Origin of the sequence: Prosthecobacter sp., from assembly GCF_034366625.1 — a bacterium.
GTDB lineage: Bacteria > Verrucomicrobiota > Verrucomicrobiia > Verrucomicrobiales > Verrucomicrobiaceae > Prosthecobacter.
The window spans coordinates 217,762-237,398 of the sequence record NZ_JAXMIH010000011.1 but is presented as its reverse complement, the minus strand read 5'-3'; the positions used below and the strand labels follow the sequence as shown (position 1 = coordinate 237,398).

Sequence of the window (19,637 nt, the reverse complement as noted above, 5' to 3'; positions counted from 1 at the left end):
TTGCCCAGTTGCTTCGCAACTGGATGAGCTTGTTGCGAAGCAACAAGGCTACATTACCATAGCAGGATCGTCAGCTTCTTCGGACCATGCGCACCGAGGACGAGGATACGCTCGATGTCGCCGGTGCGGCTTGGGCCGGTGATGAAGGTCATGAGGCTGGGCCAGGCATCACCATATCGCTGATGCAGCAACTCGTAGGCAGCGGGCAGATCGGCGAGCAATTGAGAGCGACGTGCGAGGACGACGTGATGCTCTGGCAGCACGCTGAGCGCCCGACCACCGCCGCTGCGGCTGGTGAGCAGAACGCTGCCGGTTTGCGCGATGAGCGCGTCGCATTCGGAGATGCCAGCGTCGCAGGATTCGAGTTCGGTGACGTCGTAGCCGTGGGTGGTATCGAGCAGTGGCAATGAACGCGTGACCAATGCGTCGGTGAGGCTGCCTTGATGGGTGGCGAGCTTTTTCCAGCCGTGTTGCTGGGTGAGTTCGAGGAGTTTGGCTTTGGCAGCGGCTTCGTCGGGGAGATCGAAGAATTCAGCACGAAGCGTGGCGGCGTTTTGGGCGAATTGGGCGGTTAAATCGTGAACGCTGGGCAGGACGGAGCGCTGCTGAGTGCTGGAGGCTTGGTATTGGATGGGTGGCGAATCACTGAGGGCCTCGCGAATGCGTGCAAGAGTGATGTCACGGGAGTTGGATGATGGAAGCTCCGACTTCGGCGACTGCGGTGCAGATTTGAGTTTCGTGAGCACGGGAGTGCTTGCGGGCGCCGTTTTCACGGGTTGAAAACCCGTGCTACGCGTGCGCCACCAGTCTTTGAAGCTTTGTTTGGCGAGTTGAGGCGCGGCGCGGCTTTTGGTCCAGCCGCGCATGGGATCGAGCGGCGTGGCGCTGACGAGGCGATGCAGCGGCTGGGCGAATTTGGCGAGCTTGGTACCGAGGTTGTAAACGATGGGCTGGTTGATGCTGCGGGCAAAGAGACGCCACGCGAGGCCTTCGAGGGCATCCGGCTTCTCCTTGGCGGCATTGCGACGGCTTTGGAGGAGATGATGATGGAGGTCGATTTTGACCGGGCAGGTGGCGGTGCAGGCTCCACAGAGTGAGGAAGCGCTGCTGAGGTGTTTCCAGTCCTGCAAACCACGCAGGTGCGGCGTGATGACGGCGCCGATGGGGCCTTGATACGTCGTGCCGTAGCTGAGGCCGCCGATGTTTTTGAAGATGGGGCAGACATTGAGGCAGGCACCGCAGCGGATGCATTGGAGCGCGTCGCGCTGCTCGGAATCGGCCAGAAGAGCGGTGCGATGGTTGTCGATGAGGACGACGTGCCATTCCTCGGGTCCATCAGCCTCGCCGGGCTGTTTAGGGCCGCCGTAGGCCGTGTTGTAGCAGGTCAGCGGCTGGCCGGTGCCGGCGGTGGCGAGCATGGGCAGGAAGAGTGCGAGATCAGCGAGCTTCGGCACGACTTTTTCGATGCCGATGAGCGAGATCATCGTCTTGGGCAATGCGCCGGTGAGGCGGGCGTTGCCTTCGTTCTCGGTGATCGAGATCATGCCGGTCTCGGCGACGATGAAATTGGCCCCGGTGATGCCGACATCGGCCTGGAGGTATTTGTCCCGAAGCCAGCGGCGGGCGATCATGGTGAGTTCTTCAGGATCGTTCGACGGCGCGGATTTGATCTTGTCCTCGAACAGCTCGCTGATCTCCTCGCGGCTCAGATGCATGCACGGGAAGACGAAATGGTAAGGCGCTTCGTTTTTGAGCTGCTGGATGAACTCGCCAAGATCGCTTTCGATGACGCCGAAGCCCTCGCGTTCGAGCAACTCGTTGAGATGAATCTCCTCGGAGGTCATCACCTTGCTCTTGATGATGCGCTTGGCGTTTCGGCGGCGGATGATGCCAAGAATGATGGCGCGTGCCTCGTCGGAATCCTTGGCCCAATGCACCACGGTGCCGCGCGCGGTCGCGTGGCGCTCGAACTCGATCAAATGCTCGTGCAGGCGGCTGATGGCGGCCTTTTTCGTGGCGGCGGCGATGTTGCGGGCCTCCTGCCAGTCTTGAAACGCGCCCTGCGTGTTGCCACGGGCAGCGCGGTACTTGTCCATCGCGCTGATGATGCGCTCACGATGCGTGAGGTCGGCGGTGACGCGGGTGGAGTCAGCGAGGAATTGTTCGCGGGCACTCATGAGTGAGAAGTGAGGACTTCGGCGAGGTGGATGGTTTTCAAAGGCTGCTTTTGGTGGTCTAGCAGGCCACGAAGGTGCATGAGGCAACTGGAGTCGGCGGAGATCATGTATTCGGCGTTGGTCTCGCGGGCGGAGGCGCATTTCACCTCGCCCATGGCAGTGGAGATCATCGGAAACTTGGTGGCGAAGGTGCCGCCGAAACCGCAGCAGGTTTCAGCTTCCTTCATTTCGACGAGTTCGAGTCCGCGCACTTTTTCGAGGAGCTGACGGGCGGGCTGTTTGAGGTTCAGCTCACGCAAACCGTGGCAGCCGTCGTGGTAGGTGACTTTGTGCGGAAACTCGGCCCCGAGATCGGTGACGCCGAGTTTGTTGACGAGGAAGTCGGTGAACTCCCAGCACTTGTCGGAGAGCGCTTTGGCTTCCGCCTCTTCAGGCTGGCCGTGAAACAGTTCTTTGTAGAAGACTTTGAGCATCGCGCCGCAGGAACCCGAGGCGATGACGACGGCTTCGGAGTTGCGCAGGCGTTTCAGGACGGGACGTGCGGCATCGCGGGCCTCGTCCCAGTAGCCGGCGTTGAAGGGCGGCTGGCCGCAGCAGCCGAGTTCTTCAGGATAGTCGATCTCATGCCCGAGTTTCTCCAAGATGCTGACGATGCTGATGCCCGCCTGCGGGCTGATGAGATCGACGAAGCATGGGATGAAGAGCGTGATGAGCATGGGCGGAAAAGCGGAGTGATGGAGTACTGGAGTTTTGGAGGGATGCTATCAACCCTCCATTTCTCCACTCCTCCACCAACCCATGGCCGTTTTCCTCCTTAGCAGCTCGTCGGAACTCGCTGGGCGAGCTTCACGGTGTGCGGAATGGCTCCGAGGACGAAACCGAGGCAATCAACGGCTCCCTGAGGCTTGCCGGGCAGGGCGATGACGAGACAGGGATCAACAATGGCAGCCATGCATCGGCTGAGAATGGCGTTGGGCGTGAGATCGAGCGATCTCATACGCATCAACTCGCCGAAGCCGGGAATTTCGACACGCATGATGCCACGAATGGCCTCGGGCGTGACATCGCGCTCGGCGATGCCGGTGCCGCCGGTGGTGAGGATGAGGCCGCAGCCTTGGGCGGAGAAGGATAGGATGGTTTCCTGAATGCGGGTAATGTCATCCGGCACGATTGCCTCAGCGACGACACTCCAACCGTAGCCTTCGGCGGCTTTCCGCAATGCGGGGCCGCCAAGGTCGTCATACACGCCCTGACTGGCGCGGTCGGAGACGGTGATGATGCCGACTTGCATTCAGAACGCGATGCCGATTCGATTTGCGAAGAACCCAAGCAACCGGGTTGTGACTTTATTGGGCTTGGGGCTTCGCGCCGACCTGGGCTTTGTCATCGGACTTGGCCGCCGTGGTAGGCTTGTTGTCCAGCTCGATGAGATCGCGCAGGATGTGGATGGTTTCCAGTTTCACCGGCTCGATGCCGTAGGGGAACTTGGAGCCGTCGTTGGGATTGTCGTCATCCTTGGATGCTGTGCGCATGCCGGAGTTCATTTCCTTGGTGAAGGCAGACTCGGGGACGAGTTCTGGCTTGTCCACATTGTCGAGGGTGAGGTGGAAGGTTTTGAAGCCGCTGTCCTTGATCCGCTCGGCGGTTTCCTTGGCGCGTTTTTCGCGTTCGTCGTTCTGCTTGTCGCGGCGGGCTTCGGTCTCCATGCGCTCTTTTTCACGCTCTTGGAGATTCAGAGTCACACTGTTGCGGTCGATTTTTTCCTTCAGACGCTTGGATTCATCCACAACGTACTGAAACTCGGGATTGGCAGTGATGCGGCTTTTCACGCGGGAGTTGATCTCTTCGATGGGGAAGGGATCTTTGCGGAAGAGAGGGTATTTGCGCGGCGGGATGGTGTCGTAGGGCAGCGGGTTTTCGGCAGAGGATTCGCCGATGTCGAGGACGTCACGAATCGAAGGCAATGGGATGTCAGCTTCAACACCTTTGAGCTGGGTGGAACCGCCGGCGATGCGGTAGAACTTCTGGATGGTGACCTTGAGGTCTCCGGCGGCTTTTTTATCGCTGAAGAAGGGCATGTAGCGCTCGACGGGGAGGATGGTCTGCACGGTGCCTTTGCCGAAACTGGACTTGTCACCGACGATGAGAGCGCGGCGGTAATCCTGGAGGGCGGCGGCCAGAATTTCGGAGGCGGAGGCACTGGCCTTGTTGGTGAGAACGATCATGGGGCCGTCATAGACAGGCTTTTCGTTTTCACAGTCGCGCCAGGAGATGCTGCCGCGCCAGTCTTTGGCCTGCACGACGGGTCCGGCGGGGACGAAAAGGCCGGTGAGCTTGATGGCTTCATCCAGGGAGCCGCCGCCGTTGTCGCGGAGGTCGAGCACGAGGCCGTCGATCTTTTCCTTCATGAGGCGGCGGAGCAGGCGCTCCACATCGACGCTGGTGCTAACGGTCTGATTCTCCATGTCGGCGTAGAAGTTGGAGAGGTTGATCCAGCCGACCTTGAGCGGTTTGCCAAGATCAGGGGGCGTGACGAGCATCTCGGCGTTGGCGAGTTTTTCTTTGAGGGGCACTTCGTCGCGAACGATGGCGATGATGCGATTGCCGGAAGGATCGTCGGCGGGGACGATCTTGATGCGGACGGTGGTGCTCTTTTCACCGCGGATCATATCGACGATTTTCTGGAGCTTGAGGTACTTCACATCGACGAACTCTTCTTCGCCCTGTGCGACGGCGATGATGCGGTCGTTGAGCTTGAGTTCGCCCTGCTTGTCAGCCGGGCCGCCGACGACGATGCCCTGGATTTCAGCGCCATCGTCCTTCTGGCCGAGCAACGCGCCGATGCCCACGAGTTTGTGCGACATGTGGATTTTGAAGTTGTCGCTCTCGTCGGTGCTCATGTACTCGGTGTGCGGGTCATACGCGGTCGCGAGGCTGGAGAGGAAGAAATTCACGACATCCTTGCTGTCGTTCTCCTCGATGCTTTCGAGCAAGCGCTCGTAGTCTTTCAAGACGCGCTCCTTGGGAGTCATGTCCTTCTCGTCTTTGTCTTTCTTGGCCGCGACCTTCGGAAGTTCAGGAGTACCAGGTGTCTTGGGCGTTTCGGGGGCTTGCACCTCAGGCTTTGTAGCACCTGCGGCCACGTTCACGCTTTTTTCGGAGGAGTCCTTGGGTTTCGCCTCAGCGGTGCCGTCCTTTTTGGCGGCAGCAGCTTTCTCGGCCTTTTTCTTTTCATCACGGGCGCGAGCTTCATCGACCAGGCGCTCGGCGAGTAGGTTGTCCTCAATGATGTCGAGCCAGATCTTGTCCTGGGCAGCCTTGTCCTTGGGCCAGGGCGCCTTGTCGCGCTTGATCTCGATGGCACGTTTGGAGTCAAAGGTGAACTTCTCGGACTCGATGGCCTTCTTGAGGAAGTCCACGCGGTCTTTCACGCGCTCCTTGTAGATGTCGTAAATTTCGAGAGCGGGGCTGATGTTCCGCATGAGCACATGATCATCGAGCGTGGTATCATACTTGTCCTTGAATCCCGCGACATCCTGCTCGGTGAAGAAGATGTGCTTGAAGTCGAGCATGTTCAGGTAGTTGTGCAGCATCGTGCCGGACACCTTGTCGTCGAAGTCCTGCTTCGAGTAGTGGTGGTTCTGCAGCATGTAGGCCACATGCATGGCCACCTGGCCAAAGTTGGTCTCCGCTTGCGCCGAGGGAATGAGAAGCGCGAGGGCGGAAGCCGCTGCCGCGACGGGGGTGAGGATGAATCGAGTCATTGGGGGGATGGACGTCCAGAGCTATAACGAACCTCGCGGACCGTTTTGCGTTCAGATTTTGCCTTTTCCGAGTTGAAAAGTCCACCTCTTTCCCGTCTTTCGCCTCCCCCATGCCTGAAATCTCCACTTTCACCGGCGGCATCGCCGCCACGAACGGTCATCTACTGTCCCTGCCCGGCGGCAACGTGCTGGTGGATGCGCCCGATGGCATCGCGGACTGGCTGCGCAGGCAAAACGTGCGCGTGGACGCGCTTTTTCTCACGCACCAGCATTTCGATCACGTTCTCGATGCCGCAGCGATCAAAGCGCAGCACGGCTGCCGGATATACGCTTTTGCGCCGTTTTCGCGCGAGCTGACCCTGGAACGGCTCTACGGCGCGGTGACAGGCAGTTCCTTCTCCGTGCCGGATTTTGAAGTCGATGAAGTCCTCGAAGGCAAGGACACCCTGGATGCCATCGGCGAGACGTGGCGGCTCTACCATGTGCCCGGCCATTCGCCAGACAGCGTGTGCTTTCATCTCGCAGCGCAACACCTGCTTTTTGGCGGCGACGTGCTCTTTCTCGACGGCATCGGCCGCACCGACTTCCCCGGCGGCTCCACGGAGCAACTGCTCAGCGGCATTGAGAAGAAGCTATTCACGCTGCCCGATGCCACCCGCGTCTTTCCCGGCCATGGCGACGACACCACCATCGGTCGCGAACGGTTGGAGAATCCCTTTCTCGCCTGACCTCATCCCTTCCCCCTGATGCCACAATCATTCCATGACCTGACCTTCGACCAGCTCCGCGAGCTGATCGTGGCCGCCGGTCTGCGCCCGGCGCATGCGGGTACGCTTTGGAACACGCTTCACTTCAAGGCGATGGCTGATCCGCTCGCCCGTGAAGATCTCGTGCCGCCGCTGCGCCAATGGCTAATGAAGGTGCTCAGCGACGGCTCCTGGATGCTCGACGTGCCGCCCGTCTCGTCCGACACACCGAGCAGCGATGGTTTGACGCACAAATTCCTCCTGCGCATGGCCGACGCGCAGGAGATCGAGACCGTCATCATGGGCTATACCGGCCGCCACACTGCCTGCGTCAGCACGCAGGCCGGTTGCGCGATGGGCTGTGTGTTTTGCGCCACGGGCCAGATGGGCTTCGTGCGGCATCTGCGGCCGGGCGAAATCGTCGCCCAGGTGCTCCATGCGCAGCGCATCCTGCGTGCGAAAGGCGAACGCGGACTGCGCAACCTCGTCTTCATGGGCATGGGCGAGCCGCTGCACAACTACGACGCCGTGATGACCGCCCTCGACATCATTTGCGACACTCGCGGCCTGAACATCGGCCCCAGCAAGGTCAGCGTCTCCACCGTCGGCGTCGTGCCCGGCATCCTGCGCATGGCGGCGGAAAACCGGCCCTACAATCTCGCCGTCAGCCTCCACGCCGCCACGGAGGAGGAACGCGCGAAATTGATCCCCGCCAACCAGCGCTGGCCGCTGGCCGATCTCATCGCCGCCTGCCGCAGCTACAATGCGAAAACCGGTCGTCGCATTTTCTTCGCGTGGACCTTGATCCACGGCGTCAACGACACGCCCGAGCACGCGAAACGCATCGCTGAATTGCTCCACGGCCTCGACGCCCACATCAATCTGATCCCGCTCAACCGCACCGAAGGCTACACCGGCACCGAAAGCAGCGACACCGCAGCCGACACCTTCCACCGCATCCTCCAAGACGCCGGTTTCCCCTGCACCATCCGCCAACGCCGCGGCATCGATGTCGCCGCCGGCTGCGGACAGCTCAAAGCGGCGAAGCAGGCGCGGCGAAAGGCCGCTTGATTCCGTTATGGATGAAGTTTGCGTGAACCGAACGTGAATTCATCTCCACAAACAAGCGCCCACTTGCCGCAGAGGCGAAGGCACTCGTATCATGCCGCATGCCCGCCCGCCTGCTTCTCCTCAATCTCCTTGCCTGCCTCTGGTGCTGCGCCGTGCTCAATGTGCGGTTTCACCTCGCCGGACATCACAACTACGCCTTCCTGCTGTGGAATCTGTTTCTCGCGGCGATTCCACTCGGCCTCAGCCTCGGATTGGTGCGAATCAAGCGCCTCGTGTTCGCGCTGCCGCTGCTCGCCATCTGGCTGCTGTTCTTCCCGAACGCGCCCTACGTCCTGACCGATCTCATTCATCTCTCGCCCCACAATCGCGGCCACGTCCCGCTCTGGCTCGACCTGCTGATGCTGCTGTCCTTCGCTCTCGTGTCGCTCTGGTTCGGCTTTCAATCGCTGCGCATCGTCCAGCATTGGTTCGCGCGGCGGTTCTCCCGCATGACCGCCTGGAGCGTGACCCTTGGCTCGCTCGTCCTGAGCGGCTTCGGCGTCTATCTCGGCCGCTTTTTACGCTGGAACAGTTGGGACATCGTCCACCAGCCCCAACATCTGCTGCAAGACATTGTCTCACGCGTTCTGAACCCGCTGCACCACGGCAACACGTGGAGTTTCACCCTCGGTTTCGGCACGCTGCTGATCCTCGCCTATCTGGTCTGGATTTCGGCGACGACGATGCAGCCTGAGCAGCGTAAGATCCAATAGCCGTGTCCCACTACGACCCCAGCCACGATCATCTGCTGCTCTTTGACGGCGTCTGCCATCTCTGCCATGCCAGCGTGCGTTTCATCGTGCGACGTGATCCGGCAGGCAAAATCAAGTTCGCCCCCATTCAAAGTCCGCTGGGCCGCGAACTCTACACCCGCCACGGCCTCGATCCCGAAGCGCCCAACGCCATGCTGTTCATCACGCCGCATGGAGCCTTCAAGGCCAGCGACGCCGGTCTCGAAATCGCGCGCACCCTCGGCGGCCTGTGGAAGCTCGCCCTCGTCTTCAAACCGCTGCCACGAGCGCTGCGTGACCCGCTCTATTTCTTCATCGCCCGCAACCGCTACCGCTGGTTCGGTAAAGACGAGACCTGCATGATGCCGACGGCGGAGTTGAAGGCGCGAGTAGTGACGCAGTGAATTCCTCCTCGCGCACCCCAAACCCTGCGTGCTAAGCTCCCGCATGCAGCAGGCAGCCCCTTCCCCGACTTCCACCCGCGAACGACTTGGTTTCGTGCGGGTGGCGGCGGTGTCGCCGGAACTGGTGCTGGGGGATGTGGGGAAGAATGTCGCGATCCTCGCGCGTGAGGCGCGTTCGCTGGCACATCGTGGGTGCAGGCTCGTCGTCTTCCCGGAACTGAGCCTCACGGGCTATTCCTGCGCGGATTTGTTTCACACGGAAGCGCTGAGGTCGGCTGCGGTGCGTTGTTTGGGTGAACTGGCGCAGGCGACGCATGATTTGCCGACGGTATTGGTCGTGGGATTGCCTCTGCTCGTTCAAGACCGGCTTTACAACGTGGCGGCGGTGCTGGCGAAAGGCCGCGTGCTCGGGCTGGTGCCGAAATCGTTCCTGCCGAACTCGGCGGAGTTTTACGAGCGGCGTTGGTTCTCACCGGCGCATACGCTGGTCACCACGATGACAACGCTGAACGGTGAAGACGTGCCCATTGGCGCAGAACTGCTGTTTGAGGCACGCGATGTGACCGGCTTCGTGCTCGGCGTCGAGATTTGTGAGGATTTGTGGACGGTGATTCCGCCGTCGAGTCATCTGGCGCTCGCCGGAGCCACGCTGCTGGCGAATCCCTCGGCCAGCACGGAAGTTTTGGGGAAGGCACCGTATCGTCGTCACCTCGTGGCGCAGCAGGCGGCACGTTGTCTGGCGGCCTATGTCTATGCGGGTGCCGGAGCGGGTGAATCGAGCACGGATGTGGTTTACTCGGGTCATTGCCTCGTGGCTGAATACGGCATCCTCCTGAGCGAGAGCGAGCGTTTTTCCTTCGAGACACGGCAAACCGTCGCCGATGTCGATGTGCAGCATCTCGCGCATGACCGGCTGAAAAGCGCTTCGTTCCGCGATGAAGCCAGCACAGTGCCGATGCATCGCATCGCCTTCGATCTCGGCCCTGCACTCGGCGGCGATGACAAACTGCTGCGCACGATCTCGGCGCATCCGTTCGTACCTTCGGCCAAAGTGGATCGTGCGGCGGTGTGCGAGGAAATTTTTGCGATTCAAGCCACCGGACTGGCCCGCAGGCTCAAACAAGCCCGCGCGAAGACGGCGGTGCTTGGTTTATCCGGTGGACTGGACTCGACGCTGGCACTGCTGGTGATGCTGGAGGCACTGAAACGCGCCGGAATGCCCATGAGCGCCGCTTTGACGATCACGATGCCCGGTTTCGGCACCACAACGCGAACGAAGAGCAATGCGGAGCAACTCGCCGAGGCGCTGAACATCGAACTGCGCACGATTTCGATCAATGAGGCGGTGCGACAGCATTTTGCCGACATTGGTCATTCTGAAACGCAGCACGACGCGACTTACGAGAACTCGCAGGCGCGCGAGCGCACGCAGATCCTCATGGACATCGCCAACAAGACCGGTGGCATCGTCGTCGGCACGGGAGATCTGTCCGAGGCGGCGCTGGGCTGGTGTACCTTCAATGGCGATCACATGTCGATGTATCATGTGAACTCCGGCGTGCCGAAGACGCTGGTGCGTTACCTCATCGAATGGTGCGCCGAAGGCCCGTTTGCTGAAAAGGCTGGCGCGATTCTGCGCGACATCGCTGACACGCCGATCACGCCCGAACTGCTGCCGCTCGCGGCGGATGCATCGCTGCAACAGAAGACCGAGGACACCATCGGGCCGTATGAGCTGCATGATTTTTTCCTGTTCCACTTCGTGCGTCACGGCAGCAGCGCCGAAAAAATCCGCTGGCTGGCCGCGCAGGCGTTTGCGGGCAAGTACGACGACGAAACCATCGCCAAGTGGCTCGCGCTGTTCTTCAAACGCTTCGCGCAAAACCAGTTCAAGCGCTCCAGCGTGCCGGACGGCCCCAAGGTCGGCTCCGTGGCGCTCTCCCCGCGTGGCGACTGGCGCATGCCGAGTGATTTCGCCGGTGATTTGAACTCATAAAATACTGCCATGCTACGATTCCTTGCCCTGAGCCTGCTGTTCACTCTCTGCACCTGCTCACGCAGCAACAAACTCATCATCGGCACCGACGCGACGTATCGGCCGTTTGAGTATGTGGATGAAAAGGGCGAGATCGTCGGCGTCTCCATCGAAGTGGGCCGGGAGATTGGCAAGGCGCTCGGTCGCGAAGTGGAATTTCGCAACATCAACTTTGACGGTCTCATCACCGCGCTGCGCACCGGCTCCATCGACCTCGTGATCTCCTCCATGACCGCCACGCCGGAGCGGCGGCAGTCGATTGATTTTTCCGAACCGTATGTGAAGACCGGTTTGTCGATTCTGGCCGCCAAGCACTCCACTGTGCAAAGTGCGGCCGATTTGAAGACACCGGGACGCAAGATCGTCGTCCGCCTCGGCACCACGGGTGAAAGCTGGGTGCGTGAGAACCTCAAGGAGGCCAAAATCACTGCCCTCGACGCGGATGTGTCCTGCGTGTTGGAGGTGGTGAACGCGAACGTCGATGCGTGGGTTTACGACCAGCTTTCCATCATGAACTACCATGCTGAGAACGCCGACAAAACTCGCGCGCTGCTTGCCCCGCTGCGGGAGGAAGTCTGGGCGGTTGGATTGAAGCAGGGCAATGACGAATTGAAAACGAAGGTGAATGAAGTCCTCGCCCGCATGCGATCCGACGGCAGTTTCGCCAAGCTGGCGGAACGCTTCATGGCGAAGGAGAAGCAGATGATGGCAGCGCAAGGACTGCCGTTTGTGTTTGAGCTGAAGTAGTCCAGTTGCTTCGCAACTGGATGACTCCTGTTGCACAGCAACAGGGCTACTTTCCGAGCGCGAAGTCGTCGGGCTTCAACCCGGTTTTGAAGCCCTTGAAGCCGTACATCGTCGGCTGGTAATCACCAACGAGGGTGACGTCGGCTTTCTCCGGCACTTCGAGACCGAGTCCCCAGAAGACGCCGTTCACAACGAGGCGGCGGAGGTCTTCATTGGCGAGATCGGTGGCGGCACCCATGGTGGTGCAGAGGGTTTTGTTTTCTTTGCCGGCATCGTTCTTCACCACGCGAACCCAGGCGACGGGCATCATGGGGGAATTCACGTCCTGCTCGACTTTGGCGGCAGTAGCCTTCTTGTAACTCGCTGGAGGCGTGTCGGCGGTCATGCCTTGGAGGATCTGACCACGGGCGAGGATGATGGAGTCAGCGGGCGGAGCGGCTTCATAAACGTCGCTGTTGCCGAAAAGATCGCTCACACCGCGCAGAACGGGATGATTGGCGTTGGCGGCTTCGATGATGCCCTTGGTGGCCTCGACCTTGTGTTTGCCCCAATGGCTGACCCAGGTTTCACCGAGCACTTTGCGACCCCAGCCACCCTCGGGGTTGTTCCAGTTCCACGCGGCGAAGGGGCTGTCCTTGTCGTACCCGTTGAAGGCGTGTGTGCTGGTGCGCAGGGCGATGATCGGCACGCCACGATTGACCGCGGCCTCAAATTTTTTGCTCGTGGCCTCATCCCAATGGCGAAAGCGCAGCAGCATGACGATGGCATCCGCAGAATCGAGCGCCTCGGGATGACTCAGGCTGGCTCCAGCGGTGGGATCGATGGTGCCATCAGCACCGAGGCTGAACAAGACGGTGCATTTGAAGCCGTGGCGCTGGCTGAGGATCTTGCCGAGCATGGGCAAGGCCTCTTCACTGCGATATTCCTCATCGCCCGCCAGGAGGACGATGTGCTTCGATTTGGTTTCACCGGCAGGCTGGTAAGCGACGTGATCGGCAGAGAGCAGGCTGGTGGAGCCAAGTGCAAGGGCGCAGAGAGAAAGGACGAATTGTTTCATGATGGTTGGCGTGAACAGGCGGAGGATGAGACATACGCTCGTTTGCGCCAGCAGTTTCCTTGGAGCAGCATTTGGCGTAACCTGACATCCTCCATGATTCCTAAATTTCCTCTCTTCGTCACACTAATCCTCGGCGGTCTGCTTGCCTGGCAGTGGCTGACGGATCACGTGTTTCGCTCGGGCATGCTGATGATTGGCGTGCCGCTGTGGCTGATTCTGATCGGGCTATGGTGGGCGCTCAGGCTCAAAGGGGCACGGTTGAAGAGGCTGGGGTTGTTTGTGCTGGGGTTTGTCGTGGTGGTGACCGCGTTCCGCTTTTTGGTCCGCTACGAAGGTTCCGCCGATGGCTCGGCTTTTCCGAGCCTGGGCTGGCGCTGGCAGAAAAAGGCATCTCTACCGGAGCTGCACAACATCGCGGGCACAGCGACGACAACTGCGAGCGTTCCGGCGGGCGTGATCGACATGCCGCGCTTTTTGGGCCCCGCTGGCGATGGTGTGCTGCCTGAACCGAGCTGGCAGACGGATTGGAAGAAGCATCCGCCGCGTGAGGTATGGCGCATTGCGATGGGAGATGGCTGGTCGGGCTTCGCGGTCATAGGAAACCGGGCGATCACCCAGGAGCAGCGGGGAAAAGAAGAATGTGTGACGTGCTACGACATCGCCACGGGCAAGCTGCTGTGGTCGCATGCGGACGAGGCACGCTTTGATGAAGCGATGGGCGGTATCGGACCGCGTGCGACGCCGACGGTGGATGTGGTGAAAGGCGTGGTTTTCACGGTCGGGTCCAAGGGGCTTCTCAACTGCCTGGATCTGGCGACAGGGGCAGCGCGCTGGAGCCGTGAGACGATCAAGGAGGCTGCTGCCAAAACGAATTTGCAGTGGGGGAAGAGTTCCTCGCCGTTGCTGGTGGGTGATTTCATTGTGTGCAGCGGAGGTGAGAGTGGTTTGTCCCTCATCGCCTATCGCAAAGACAAAGGCGAGATCGCCTGGAAGGCAGGCGAAGATGGCGGCAGCTACAGTTCACCGGTTTTGCGGACGCTGGCGGGACGCGAGCAGATCGTGAATGTGAACAACGGCTCGGTCACAGGCCATGATCCGGCCACAGGCGCGGTGCTGTGGCGGTTTGACTGGCCAGGGGCGTTTCCCAAGGTCGCTCAGCCGGCACAAATCACGCCCGAGCGCCTCTTCGTGACCTCAAGTTATGGCGTGAAATGCCATCTGCTGGAGATCAAGGCTGGAGCGGATGGCAAACTGGCCGCCACGTCGATCTGGAGCAGCAGTCACCCTCGCACAAAGTTCAGCAGCGCGAGTGTGTTTGGCACGCATGCGTATGCGTCTGACGAGGGCACGTTCTGCTGTGTGGATCTGACCACGGGCGAACGCGGCTGGCGCGAAGGGCGCTACGGCTTTGGTCAGCAGATCCGCGTTGGCGAGCAGTGGATGCTGGTGCAGGCGGAAAAAGGTTTCGTGGCGCTGGTGAAGGCCAACCCTGAGCGGCTGGAGGAGGTGTCACGCCTGGAGGCGCTGAGTTCCAAGACTTGGAATCCGCCCACACTGGCGGGACGCTGGCTGCTGGTGCGCAATGACCGCGAAGCGGTGTGCTACGAGATTCCGGCGAAGTGATTGAATACGAGCAAGAAGCGCCCACCTCGCTACCAGATCCGGTGAAGGAAACGGCCGACCATACCGCGGGCCGAATCCGGCTTGCTGTAACGCTGACCTTCGCCAGCAACCGCGCTCTGGACCTGCATCGGGCCTTTTTGGTCGATCACCTTGATGGACTTGACCTCAATGCGGGCGATGGGGCAGTCGTTGGCATCCACTGGCATGATCGAAATACGCTTCAATGCCTCCAAGCCGGACACGACCTGGCCGAAAACGGTGTACTTGCTGTCGATCGCTCCATAATTGCCCAGAGTGACATAGAACTGCGACCCGTTCGAGCGGCGCTGGGGGTTGACCTTGTCGGAACGACGCGCCATCGCCACCGCCCCGATGCGATGCGGGCGTTTGATTTCGGCGGGAATTGTCTTGTCCTCGCCTCCGGTGCCCCACTTTTCGCGGGCGGACTCGTCCGATGTCAGCGGATCGCCGGTCTGAACGAGGAAGCCTTCGATGGCACGATGGAAGGCCAGGCCGTTGTAGAGGCCGCTCTCGCAATGGTTGATGAAGTTGGCCACGGTCTGCGGTGCATCATTTGGAAACAGCTCGATCATGACGGTGTCCCGCATGCCGCCGAAGGCGACTTCCATGACCGCGATCTTGCGCACCGAATCCTTCGCCCAGAGCGACGGATCGTCCGGCCTCTGGGCAGGAAGACGCAAGGAAGTAGGCGCTCCGGTGCTTTTCGTGCCGGAGGAGGCGGTGTCCCCGGATTTGTCCACCGTCTTGTAGAGTGATTTCTGCGCCTCTTCGGCCAGCTTGTCGATCTCCGCCGTGGGAGGAGCCGGAACCACCGGCACCGTGCTGGGCCGGAGTGTCTCAGGGGCCTTCAATTGCTGGGCGTTCAAAGCGGCATGGCAGCCAAAGGCAAGCAGGCAGAGCAGGAGCGAGGTCTTCACGTGGCGTTCGCGTTGATAGGGGGATGCGATGGGATCGACGAACTAGCGCAGGGTGGGAGGAATCGTCGGGCTGATGGGAGCGGTGTTCGGCGCAGGTGCCGGGGCCGGAGCAGGTGCTGATGGAGCAGGTGCCGAAGGTGCGGCGCTTTCGGGCTGGGAATAGTCACTCTTGGCGTTGTATTGATAGCGCAGCTTCGGATTGCCACGCGATTTGCGCGGCGGCAGCCCCCAACTGACATCATAGGCGTCCTGCTGGGATACAGAGGGATAGCGGGAATCAACACGTCCAATACCACCATCGCATGAAATGAGCGTGGTCGAGGCGAGCAAGACGGCAAAAAGGAGGCGCAACGGTGTCATTGTTTGGCAGAATTGAATTCTAAACTGGCCGCGATACTAGGCGGGGTGGTTGTGGCTGGCAAGATCGAAGTCTGTGACCCATCTGGCAGCACTGCGGTTCAAATTCCGCGAACGAGGCGCACAGCCACGTGATCGGTGTCTGGCAGGATGCGTTTGCGCAGCTCGATGGTGACGCCGGAGGCATGGAATTCATCCAGCAGGCAGGCCGCCATCTCGGCAGCGAGAGTTTCGATCAGCTTGCGTGGGCGTTCGGCGGCGAGCGTCTGGAGCCGGGAGGCAACGGCGGCGTAATCAATGGTGGCGGCGATGTCATCGTTCATCGCCTCGAACCGCCCGGTGATGCGGAGGGTGATGTCAGCCTCCAGCACCTGGCTGGAGGCCCGCTCGGCCTCAGGAACGCCGATGTGCGTGCTCAGACGCAGGGCGGAGATGCGGATTTCGTCAGGCGGGTTCATGGGCAGATCATGACACAAGTCCACGCCTCACGCATTCGCCGATGAGGATGCGCGTGGGCATGTTCAAATCGACCCGCAGGGCATCAGCGAGCGGCAGCCATTGAAACGCCTGCGCCTCTTCGTTGAGAACGACCTGCTGCTGATCGTCGGCACAATGCGCGACATAGTTGAGCAGCAGAAAATGCGCGGAACGCTGAAATTCAGGCGGCTCGATGCAGTCCTGAACCATGACGAATTCAATGTCGCGAAGCGCGAGCGCCGTTTCCTCGGCAATCTCACGGATGAGCGCGTCCTCGCAGGTCTCACCACGCTTGATCTTGCCACCAGGGATGCCCCAGCGGTGGCTCCACTTGTGCGTGCGGATCAACAGCATCTCCCCTGCCCGGTTCAAGATGAGCGCACCCACGGTGGCCACTGGCATCGCATCGTTCCGAACCTGCATTCCGCCCAGCAAGACGGGCAGCCGCGACAGATCAGCCACCAGCATGTCGGGGGCTGCCGTGAGCAGTGTTTCAGCGTTCTCATAGCCCGTGCAGGTGGCAATCGTGACCACACCGGCGGCCTTGCCGGCATCGATGTCATGGCGCATGTCACCGATGAAGGCGGTCTCCCCGGCGTGCATGTCGAGTTCAGCGAGCAGGGTGTGAATTTCCGTTCGTTTGTCGATGACGCCACAGCGCATGACCTCAAACGCATCCTTCACGCCAAGCGCCTGAGCCTGCGCCTCGACATGCTGGGCTGGTGCGCTGCTGAGCACCACCAGGCGCCGTCCCGTGGCGGCGGCGTAACGGATGAACTCACCCGCATGCGGCAGCAGTTCCACGCCTTCATGCGCATGGGGAAAATGATCGAGATAGAGCTGCTGCAACCGCTCCAGCGGCGTGCCGGGCAGCATTTCCTCAAAAAACTCGGTGTAGGGCAGGCGGAATCGCGATTTGAACTCCTCGCGCGTCAGTTCCGGGCGCCCTGCAGCGCACAGCATGCCGTTCACAGCACGCAGGACGCTGGGCAGATCGTCCGCCAGCGTGCCGGACCAGTCGAACAGGAGGTTCCGAATCATGCGCGCGGCGCATTAGCTGCGGCGGCCATGCTTTGCAAACGTCGATGCGTCATTCACCGACGGCGGCGGCAGCGCAACGCCAGTACGCCCGCAAGCCCAAGCAGCAAGGCGCTGCCCGGTTCTGGCACGGGCGTCACATCGAAATTGATGCAGTATTGAATCTGTTCTGACCCTTCCTGCACCCAGAACGTGTAGTCCCCAGGCCCCAGCGGCCCATCAAAGCCAGTGCCACCAAACATCGGCCCTAAGTCGAGGATGGCCATCAGGTCAGTGTAAGTGTTGCCAAAGCCATCCAGCTCCTCGGTCCACAGGCCGTTGCTCAGGTGCAGAGAGGGATCACCCATATTGATTGAGGTGGCGTCGTCGATCGCCATGAAAGAATCGTGCCCCGAGGTGGGGGCCGAGTAGGAAACCAAGCTGATGCCCGTCAGATAGTAGCCGGCGGCGATCGTGAATGTCCACACATCCGCATCCACAGGCCCCACACCGCCGAGGGCTCCCATGGTGCCCTCAATCAGGTTGGAACCATCGGTGAACAGGATGGCTGTGGGAGAGTTGCCATCTCCGGAAAGCTCCCCATCGATCGTTTCATTCCAATTCAGCGCCTTGGCCGTACCAAAAGGCAGGGCGATGGCAACTAGCAAGGGAAGTGCTCGTGAGAACGACATATTACAGTAATTATATAAAATGTATTCAATATTGTCAATAGAACCTGTTGATTTCCTTCCACGAACCTTCAGCGGGTCATGATTTCAGCCTCGCCATCCCGGTTCCAGCCGCCATTTTGGCCGTCATGCGCCTGCTACTTTTCCTGCACTGCCTCCTCTTTCTGCCTTCCTGCGTCCACCTCCTCACCACACGCTTCGAATACAAGGCCACCAGCCCGGCTCAGAGCGTGGGTGGCAGCGCCTTCCGGGCGGAATTCATCCCCCAGCACTCGGAATCAGGCATCGCCCTCAGCGCCGTGGTGCTCGGCGGTGCCGTCGTTGCTGAAATCGGCCCCTATCTGATAAGGATGCATGCCTTTGGGAAAGACGGCGATCAGCGCTGGTTTGAAATCAAGCGCCTGCGCATCACCAGCTCGGATCATTTCGAAGCACCGATGGAGGCGCGCGGTTTTGAAGGCCGGGCCGAGTTCAAACCCACGAACACTGCCGGCCTCACCCGCGCCAGCCTGCTGCTGGGCCCACATGTCCATCTCGATACCAGGAAGCAGCGCAACATCGTGCTGGAGGCGGACGTGGAAGTCATGCGTAGCGGCGGACTTGCACGTGGCACCCTCCGCATCCCGCTTTCCTTGAGCAAAACCAACCGGCGCGACAGCACTTTCATCTGCGCCGAGCTCTGGCACGACATGCGCCACCGTGACAACATGGACATCCCTTCGGCACTGCCGCCGCCTCCAGAATCTCCCTGACCCGGTGGCCTCGTCACTTTGGCGCTGGACAGCTCGCACGCGTTCGTCTCCAATGGCACACGTTCGGCCTCGTAAGGCCGTTTGTTTTCATCCAACAACACCAACAACACACCATGGGCAAAATCCAATTCGGCTCCGAAGTCTATACCTGGTTCATGCAGGGCACCGGCAAGGGCTACGACAACAAACTCGACCACATGATCAAGGTCGCCTCCGAGGCGGGTTTCACCGGCATCGAGCCGATGGTGCTCGAAATCTCCGAAAGCGCCCTCGGCTGCTGCAAATACTGGCTCGGTGACTTCTGCGACCCCATCAAGCTCAAGGACACCCTTCAGAAGCACAACATGCAGCTCGCCGGCCTCGCCCTCGTCTGCGCCTGGGACGGCGACACCGAAGCGCCGAACGAAAAAGCCGCCGCCGACTTCACCATCAACCTGCTGCAGCACTTCCCCGGCGCCATGCTCGGCACCGTCACCCTTCCGAGCGGCCGCACCAAGGATCTGCAAAAGCGCCGCCTCAACGTCGCCCGCAACGTCAACGCCGTCTCCCAGCGCGCCGTCGATGCCGGCCTGCGCTGCTCCTACCACCCGAACAGCCCGCCCCCATCGCTCGTCCGCACCCAGGAAGACTACGATGTCGTCCTCAGCAGCCTTGATCCCAAGGTCACCGGTTGGACGCCCGACGTCGGCCACATCATCCGTGGCGGCATGGATGTCATCGCCACGCTCAACAAGTGGCAGCACCTCGTGAACCACATCCACTACAAGGACTTCTCCGGCAACGGCGCCGAGCCTTGGGCGCAGATGGGCACCGGCAAGCTCGACTTCCACAAGATCACCGAATGGCTCGTCGCCCGCGACTACGAAGGCTGGATCATCTGCGAAGATGAAGCCCACGTCGCCGTCGATGATCCCGATGGTGTCACCAAGCAGAACGGCGAATGGTGCAAAGCCAACCTGCATCCGCTCGTCGCTTAGCCATTTGACATTTTTTTCGACCACCGGATGTCATGA

19 protein-coding genes are annotated in these 19,637 nt (G+C 60.7%); 9 read left to right on the top strand and 10 right to left on the bottom strand.

The window, feature by feature from the left end; genetic code table 11:
• Positions 1–53: 53 nt before the first annotated feature.
• From U1A53_RS14750 to U1A53_RS14735, 4 genes are all read right to left on the bottom strand, one after another.
• Positions 54–2,177 (bottom strand): LutB/LldF family L-lactate oxidation iron-sulfur protein, encoded by a 2,124-nt coding sequence (locus U1A53_RS14750; protein ID WP_322282073.1) that lies wholly within the window; start codon positions 2,175–2,177, stop codon positions 54–56.
• Positions 2,174–2,893, bottom strand: a complete 720-nt coding sequence (locus U1A53_RS14745; RefSeq protein WP_322282072.1) for a (Fe-S)-binding protein — start codon at positions 2,891–2,893, stop codon at positions 2,174–2,176. The genes U1A53_RS14750 and U1A53_RS14745 overlap by 4 nt, the downstream gene beginning before the upstream one ends.
• 98 nt (positions 2,894–2,991) lie before the next feature.
• The gene (locus tag U1A53_RS14740; RefSeq protein WP_322282071.1) at positions 2,992–3,468 is read right to left on the bottom strand and encodes a MogA/MoaB family molybdenum cofactor biosynthesis protein; all 477 of its coding nucleotides are present in this window, start codon (positions 3,466–3,468) and stop codon (positions 2,992–2,994) included.
• Positions 3,469–3,523: 55 nt separating this feature from the next.
• Entirely contained in the window at positions 3,524–5,941 is a 2,418-nt protein-coding gene (locus U1A53_RS14735; protein WP_322282070.1) for a carboxy terminal-processing peptidase, read from the bottom strand.
• Positions 5,942–6,051: 110 nt separating this feature from the next.
• On the opposite strand from U1A53_RS14735, the gene U1A53_RS14730 reads away from it, so the two are divergent.
• The 6 genes from U1A53_RS14730 (at position 6,052) to U1A53_RS14705 (ending at position 11,714) form a co-directional block, all read left to right on the top strand.
• Positions 6,052–6,669, top strand: a complete 618-nt coding sequence (locus U1A53_RS14730) for an MBL fold metallo-hydrolase (RefSeq protein WP_322282069.1) — start codon at positions 6,052–6,054, stop codon at positions 6,667–6,669.
• A gap of 18 nt (positions 6,670–6,687) precedes the next feature.
• Positions 6,688–7,758 carry a 23S rRNA (adenine(2503)-C(2))-methyltransferase RlmN gene (rlmN, locus tag U1A53_RS14725; protein ID WP_322282068.1) on the top strand — a complete coding sequence of 357 codons (1,071 nt, stop codon included), beginning with the start codon at positions 6,688–6,690 and terminating at the stop codon, positions 7,756–7,758.
• 98 nt (positions 7,759–7,856) lie between these two features.
• Entirely contained in the window at positions 7,857–8,510 is a 654-nt protein-coding gene (locus tag U1A53_RS14720; protein WP_322282067.1) for a DUF1361 domain-containing protein, read from the top strand.
• Positions 8,511–8,512: 2 nt separating this feature from the next.
• Complete coding sequence (locus U1A53_RS14715) at positions 8,513–8,932, top strand: DCC1-like thiol-disulfide oxidoreductase family protein (protein ID WP_322282066.1); 420 nt, start codon at positions 8,513–8,515, stop codon at positions 8,930–8,932.
• Between the two features lie 43 nt (positions 8,933–8,975).
• On the top strand, positions 8,976–10,928 hold the full coding sequence (locus tag U1A53_RS14710) for an NAD(+) synthase (RefSeq protein WP_322282065.1): 1,953 nt from the start codon (positions 8,976–8,978) through the stop codon (positions 10,926–10,928).
• A gap of 9 nt (positions 10,929–10,937) precedes the next feature.
• Positions 10,938–11,714, top strand: a complete 777-nt coding sequence (locus U1A53_RS14705) for a transporter substrate-binding domain-containing protein (protein WP_322282064.1) — start codon at positions 10,938–10,940, stop codon at positions 11,712–11,714.
• A gap of 46 nt (positions 11,715–11,760) precedes the next feature.
• Here the strand turns inward: U1A53_RS14705 and U1A53_RS14700 are convergent, their stop codons facing one another.
• Positions 11,761–12,771: a ThuA domain-containing protein gene (locus U1A53_RS14700; RefSeq protein WP_322282063.1), complete on the bottom strand. Its 1,011-nt coding sequence runs from the start codon at positions 12,769–12,771 to the stop codon at positions 11,761–11,763.
• A 93-nt stretch (positions 12,772–12,864) separates the two neighbouring features.
• On the opposite strand from U1A53_RS14700, the gene U1A53_RS14695 reads away from it, so the two are divergent.
• A complete protein-coding gene (locus U1A53_RS14695; protein ID WP_322282061.1) occupies positions 12,865–14,394 on the top strand; it encodes a PQQ-binding-like beta-propeller repeat protein in 1,530 nt (509 codons plus the stop codon).
• A gap of 29 nt (positions 14,395–14,423) precedes the next feature.
• Here the strand turns inward: U1A53_RS14695 and U1A53_RS14690 are convergent, their stop codons facing one another.
• From U1A53_RS14690 to U1A53_RS14670, 5 genes are all read right to left on the bottom strand, one after another.
• Complete coding sequence (locus U1A53_RS14690) at positions 14,424–15,332, bottom strand: peptidylprolyl isomerase (protein WP_322282060.1); 909 nt, start codon at positions 15,330–15,332, stop codon at positions 14,424–14,426.
• Between the two features lie 42 nt (positions 15,333–15,374).
• The gene (locus U1A53_RS14685; protein ID WP_322282059.1) at positions 15,375–15,692 is read right to left on the bottom strand and encodes a hypothetical protein; all 318 of its coding nucleotides are present in this window, start codon (positions 15,690–15,692) and stop codon (positions 15,375–15,377) included.
• 98 nt (positions 15,693–15,790) lie between these two features.
• Positions 15,791–16,147: a dihydroneopterin aldolase gene (locus U1A53_RS14680; RefSeq protein WP_322282058.1), complete on the bottom strand. Its 357-nt coding sequence runs from the start codon at positions 16,145–16,147 to the stop codon at positions 15,791–15,793.
• A gap of 7 nt (positions 16,148–16,154) precedes the next feature.
• A complete protein-coding gene (locus tag U1A53_RS14675; protein ID WP_322282056.1) occupies positions 16,155–17,207 on the bottom strand; it encodes an NUDIX domain-containing protein in 1,053 nt (350 codons plus the stop codon).
• A gap of 53 nt (positions 17,208–17,260) precedes the next feature.
• Positions 17,261–17,875, bottom strand: a complete 615-nt coding sequence (locus U1A53_RS14670; RefSeq protein ID WP_322282055.1) for a PEP-CTERM sorting domain-containing protein — start codon at positions 17,873–17,875, stop codon at positions 17,261–17,263.
• Between the two features lie 125 nt (positions 17,876–18,000).
• On the opposite strand from U1A53_RS14670, the gene U1A53_RS14665 reads away from it, so the two are divergent.
• Together U1A53_RS14665 and U1A53_RS14660 are read left to right on the top strand one after the other, a co-directional pair.
• Positions 18,001–18,624, top strand: a complete 624-nt coding sequence (locus tag U1A53_RS14665; RefSeq protein ID WP_322282054.1) for a hypothetical protein — start codon at positions 18,001–18,003, stop codon at positions 18,622–18,624.
• Positions 18,625–18,737: 113 nt separating this feature from the next.
• The gene (locus tag U1A53_RS14660; RefSeq protein ID WP_322282053.1) at positions 18,738–19,601 is read left to right on the top strand and encodes a sugar phosphate isomerase/epimerase family protein; all 864 of its coding nucleotides are present in this window, start codon (positions 18,738–18,740) and stop codon (positions 19,599–19,601) included.
• Positions 19,602–19,637 lie beyond the last annotated feature (36 nt).

Excerpts from the sequence above, each read along its gene's own strand:
- U1A53_RS14665 (WP_322282054.1), top strand. The coding sequence starts at position 18,001 with ATGCGCCTGCTACTTTTCCTGCACTGCCTCCTCTTTCTGCCTTCCTGC.
- U1A53_RS14680 (WP_322282058.1), bottom strand. The coding sequence starts at position 16,147 with ATGAACCCGCCTGACGAAATCCGCATCTCCGCCCTGCGTCTGAGCACG.
- U1A53_RS14735 (WP_322282070.1), bottom strand. The coding sequence starts at position 5,941 with ATGACTCGATTCATCCTCACCCCCGTCGCGGCAGCGGCTTCCGCCCTC.
- U1A53_RS14750 (WP_322282073.1), bottom strand. The coding sequence starts at position 2,177 with ATGAGTGCCCGCGAACAATTCCTCGCTGACTCCACCCGCGTCACCGCC.
- U1A53_RS14670 (WP_322282055.1), bottom strand. The coding sequence starts at position 17,875 with ATGTCGTTCTCACGAGCACTTCCCTTGCTAGTTGCCATCGCCCTGCCT.
- U1A53_RS14730 (WP_322282069.1), top strand. The coding sequence starts at position 6,052 with ATGCCTGAAATCTCCACTTTCACCGGCGGCATCGCCGCCACGAACGGT.
- U1A53_RS14740 (WP_322282071.1), bottom strand. The coding sequence starts at position 3,468 with ATGCAAGTCGGCATCATCACCGTCTCCGACCGCGCCAGTCAGGGCGTG.
- U1A53_RS14720 (WP_322282067.1), top strand. The coding sequence starts at position 7,857 with ATGCCCGCCCGCCTGCTTCTCCTCAATCTCCTTGCCTGCCTCTGGTGC.
- U1A53_RS14710 (WP_322282065.1), top strand. The coding sequence starts at position 8,976 with ATGCAGCAGGCAGCCCCTTCCCCGACTTCCACCCGCGAACGACTTGGT.
- U1A53_RS14660 (WP_322282053.1), top strand. The coding sequence starts at position 18,738 with ATGGGCAAAATCCAATTCGGCTCCGAAGTCTATACCTGGTTCATGCAG.
- U1A53_RS14745 (WP_322282072.1), bottom strand. The coding sequence starts at position 2,893 with ATGCTCATCACGCTCTTCATCCCATGCTTCGTCGATCTCATCAGCCCG.
- rlmN (WP_322282068.1), top strand. The coding sequence starts at position 6,688 with ATGCCACAATCATTCCATGACCTGACCTTCGACCAGCTCCGCGAGCTG.
- U1A53_RS14705 (WP_322282064.1), top strand. The coding sequence starts at position 10,938 with ATGCTACGATTCCTTGCCCTGAGCCTGCTGTTCACTCTCTGCACCTGC.
- U1A53_RS14700 (WP_322282063.1), bottom strand. The coding sequence starts at position 12,771 with ATGAAACAATTCGTCCTTTCTCTCTGCGCCCTTGCACTTGGCTCCACC.
- U1A53_RS14695 (WP_322282061.1), top strand. The coding sequence starts at position 12,865 with ATGATTCCTAAATTTCCTCTCTTCGTCACACTAATCCTCGGCGGTCTG.
- U1A53_RS14675 (WP_322282056.1), bottom strand. The coding sequence starts at position 17,207 with ATGATTCGGAACCTCCTGTTCGACTGGTCCGGCACGCTGGCGGACGAT.
- U1A53_RS14685 (WP_322282059.1), bottom strand. The coding sequence starts at position 15,692 with ATGACACCGTTGCGCCTCCTTTTTGCCGTCTTGCTCGCCTCGACCACG.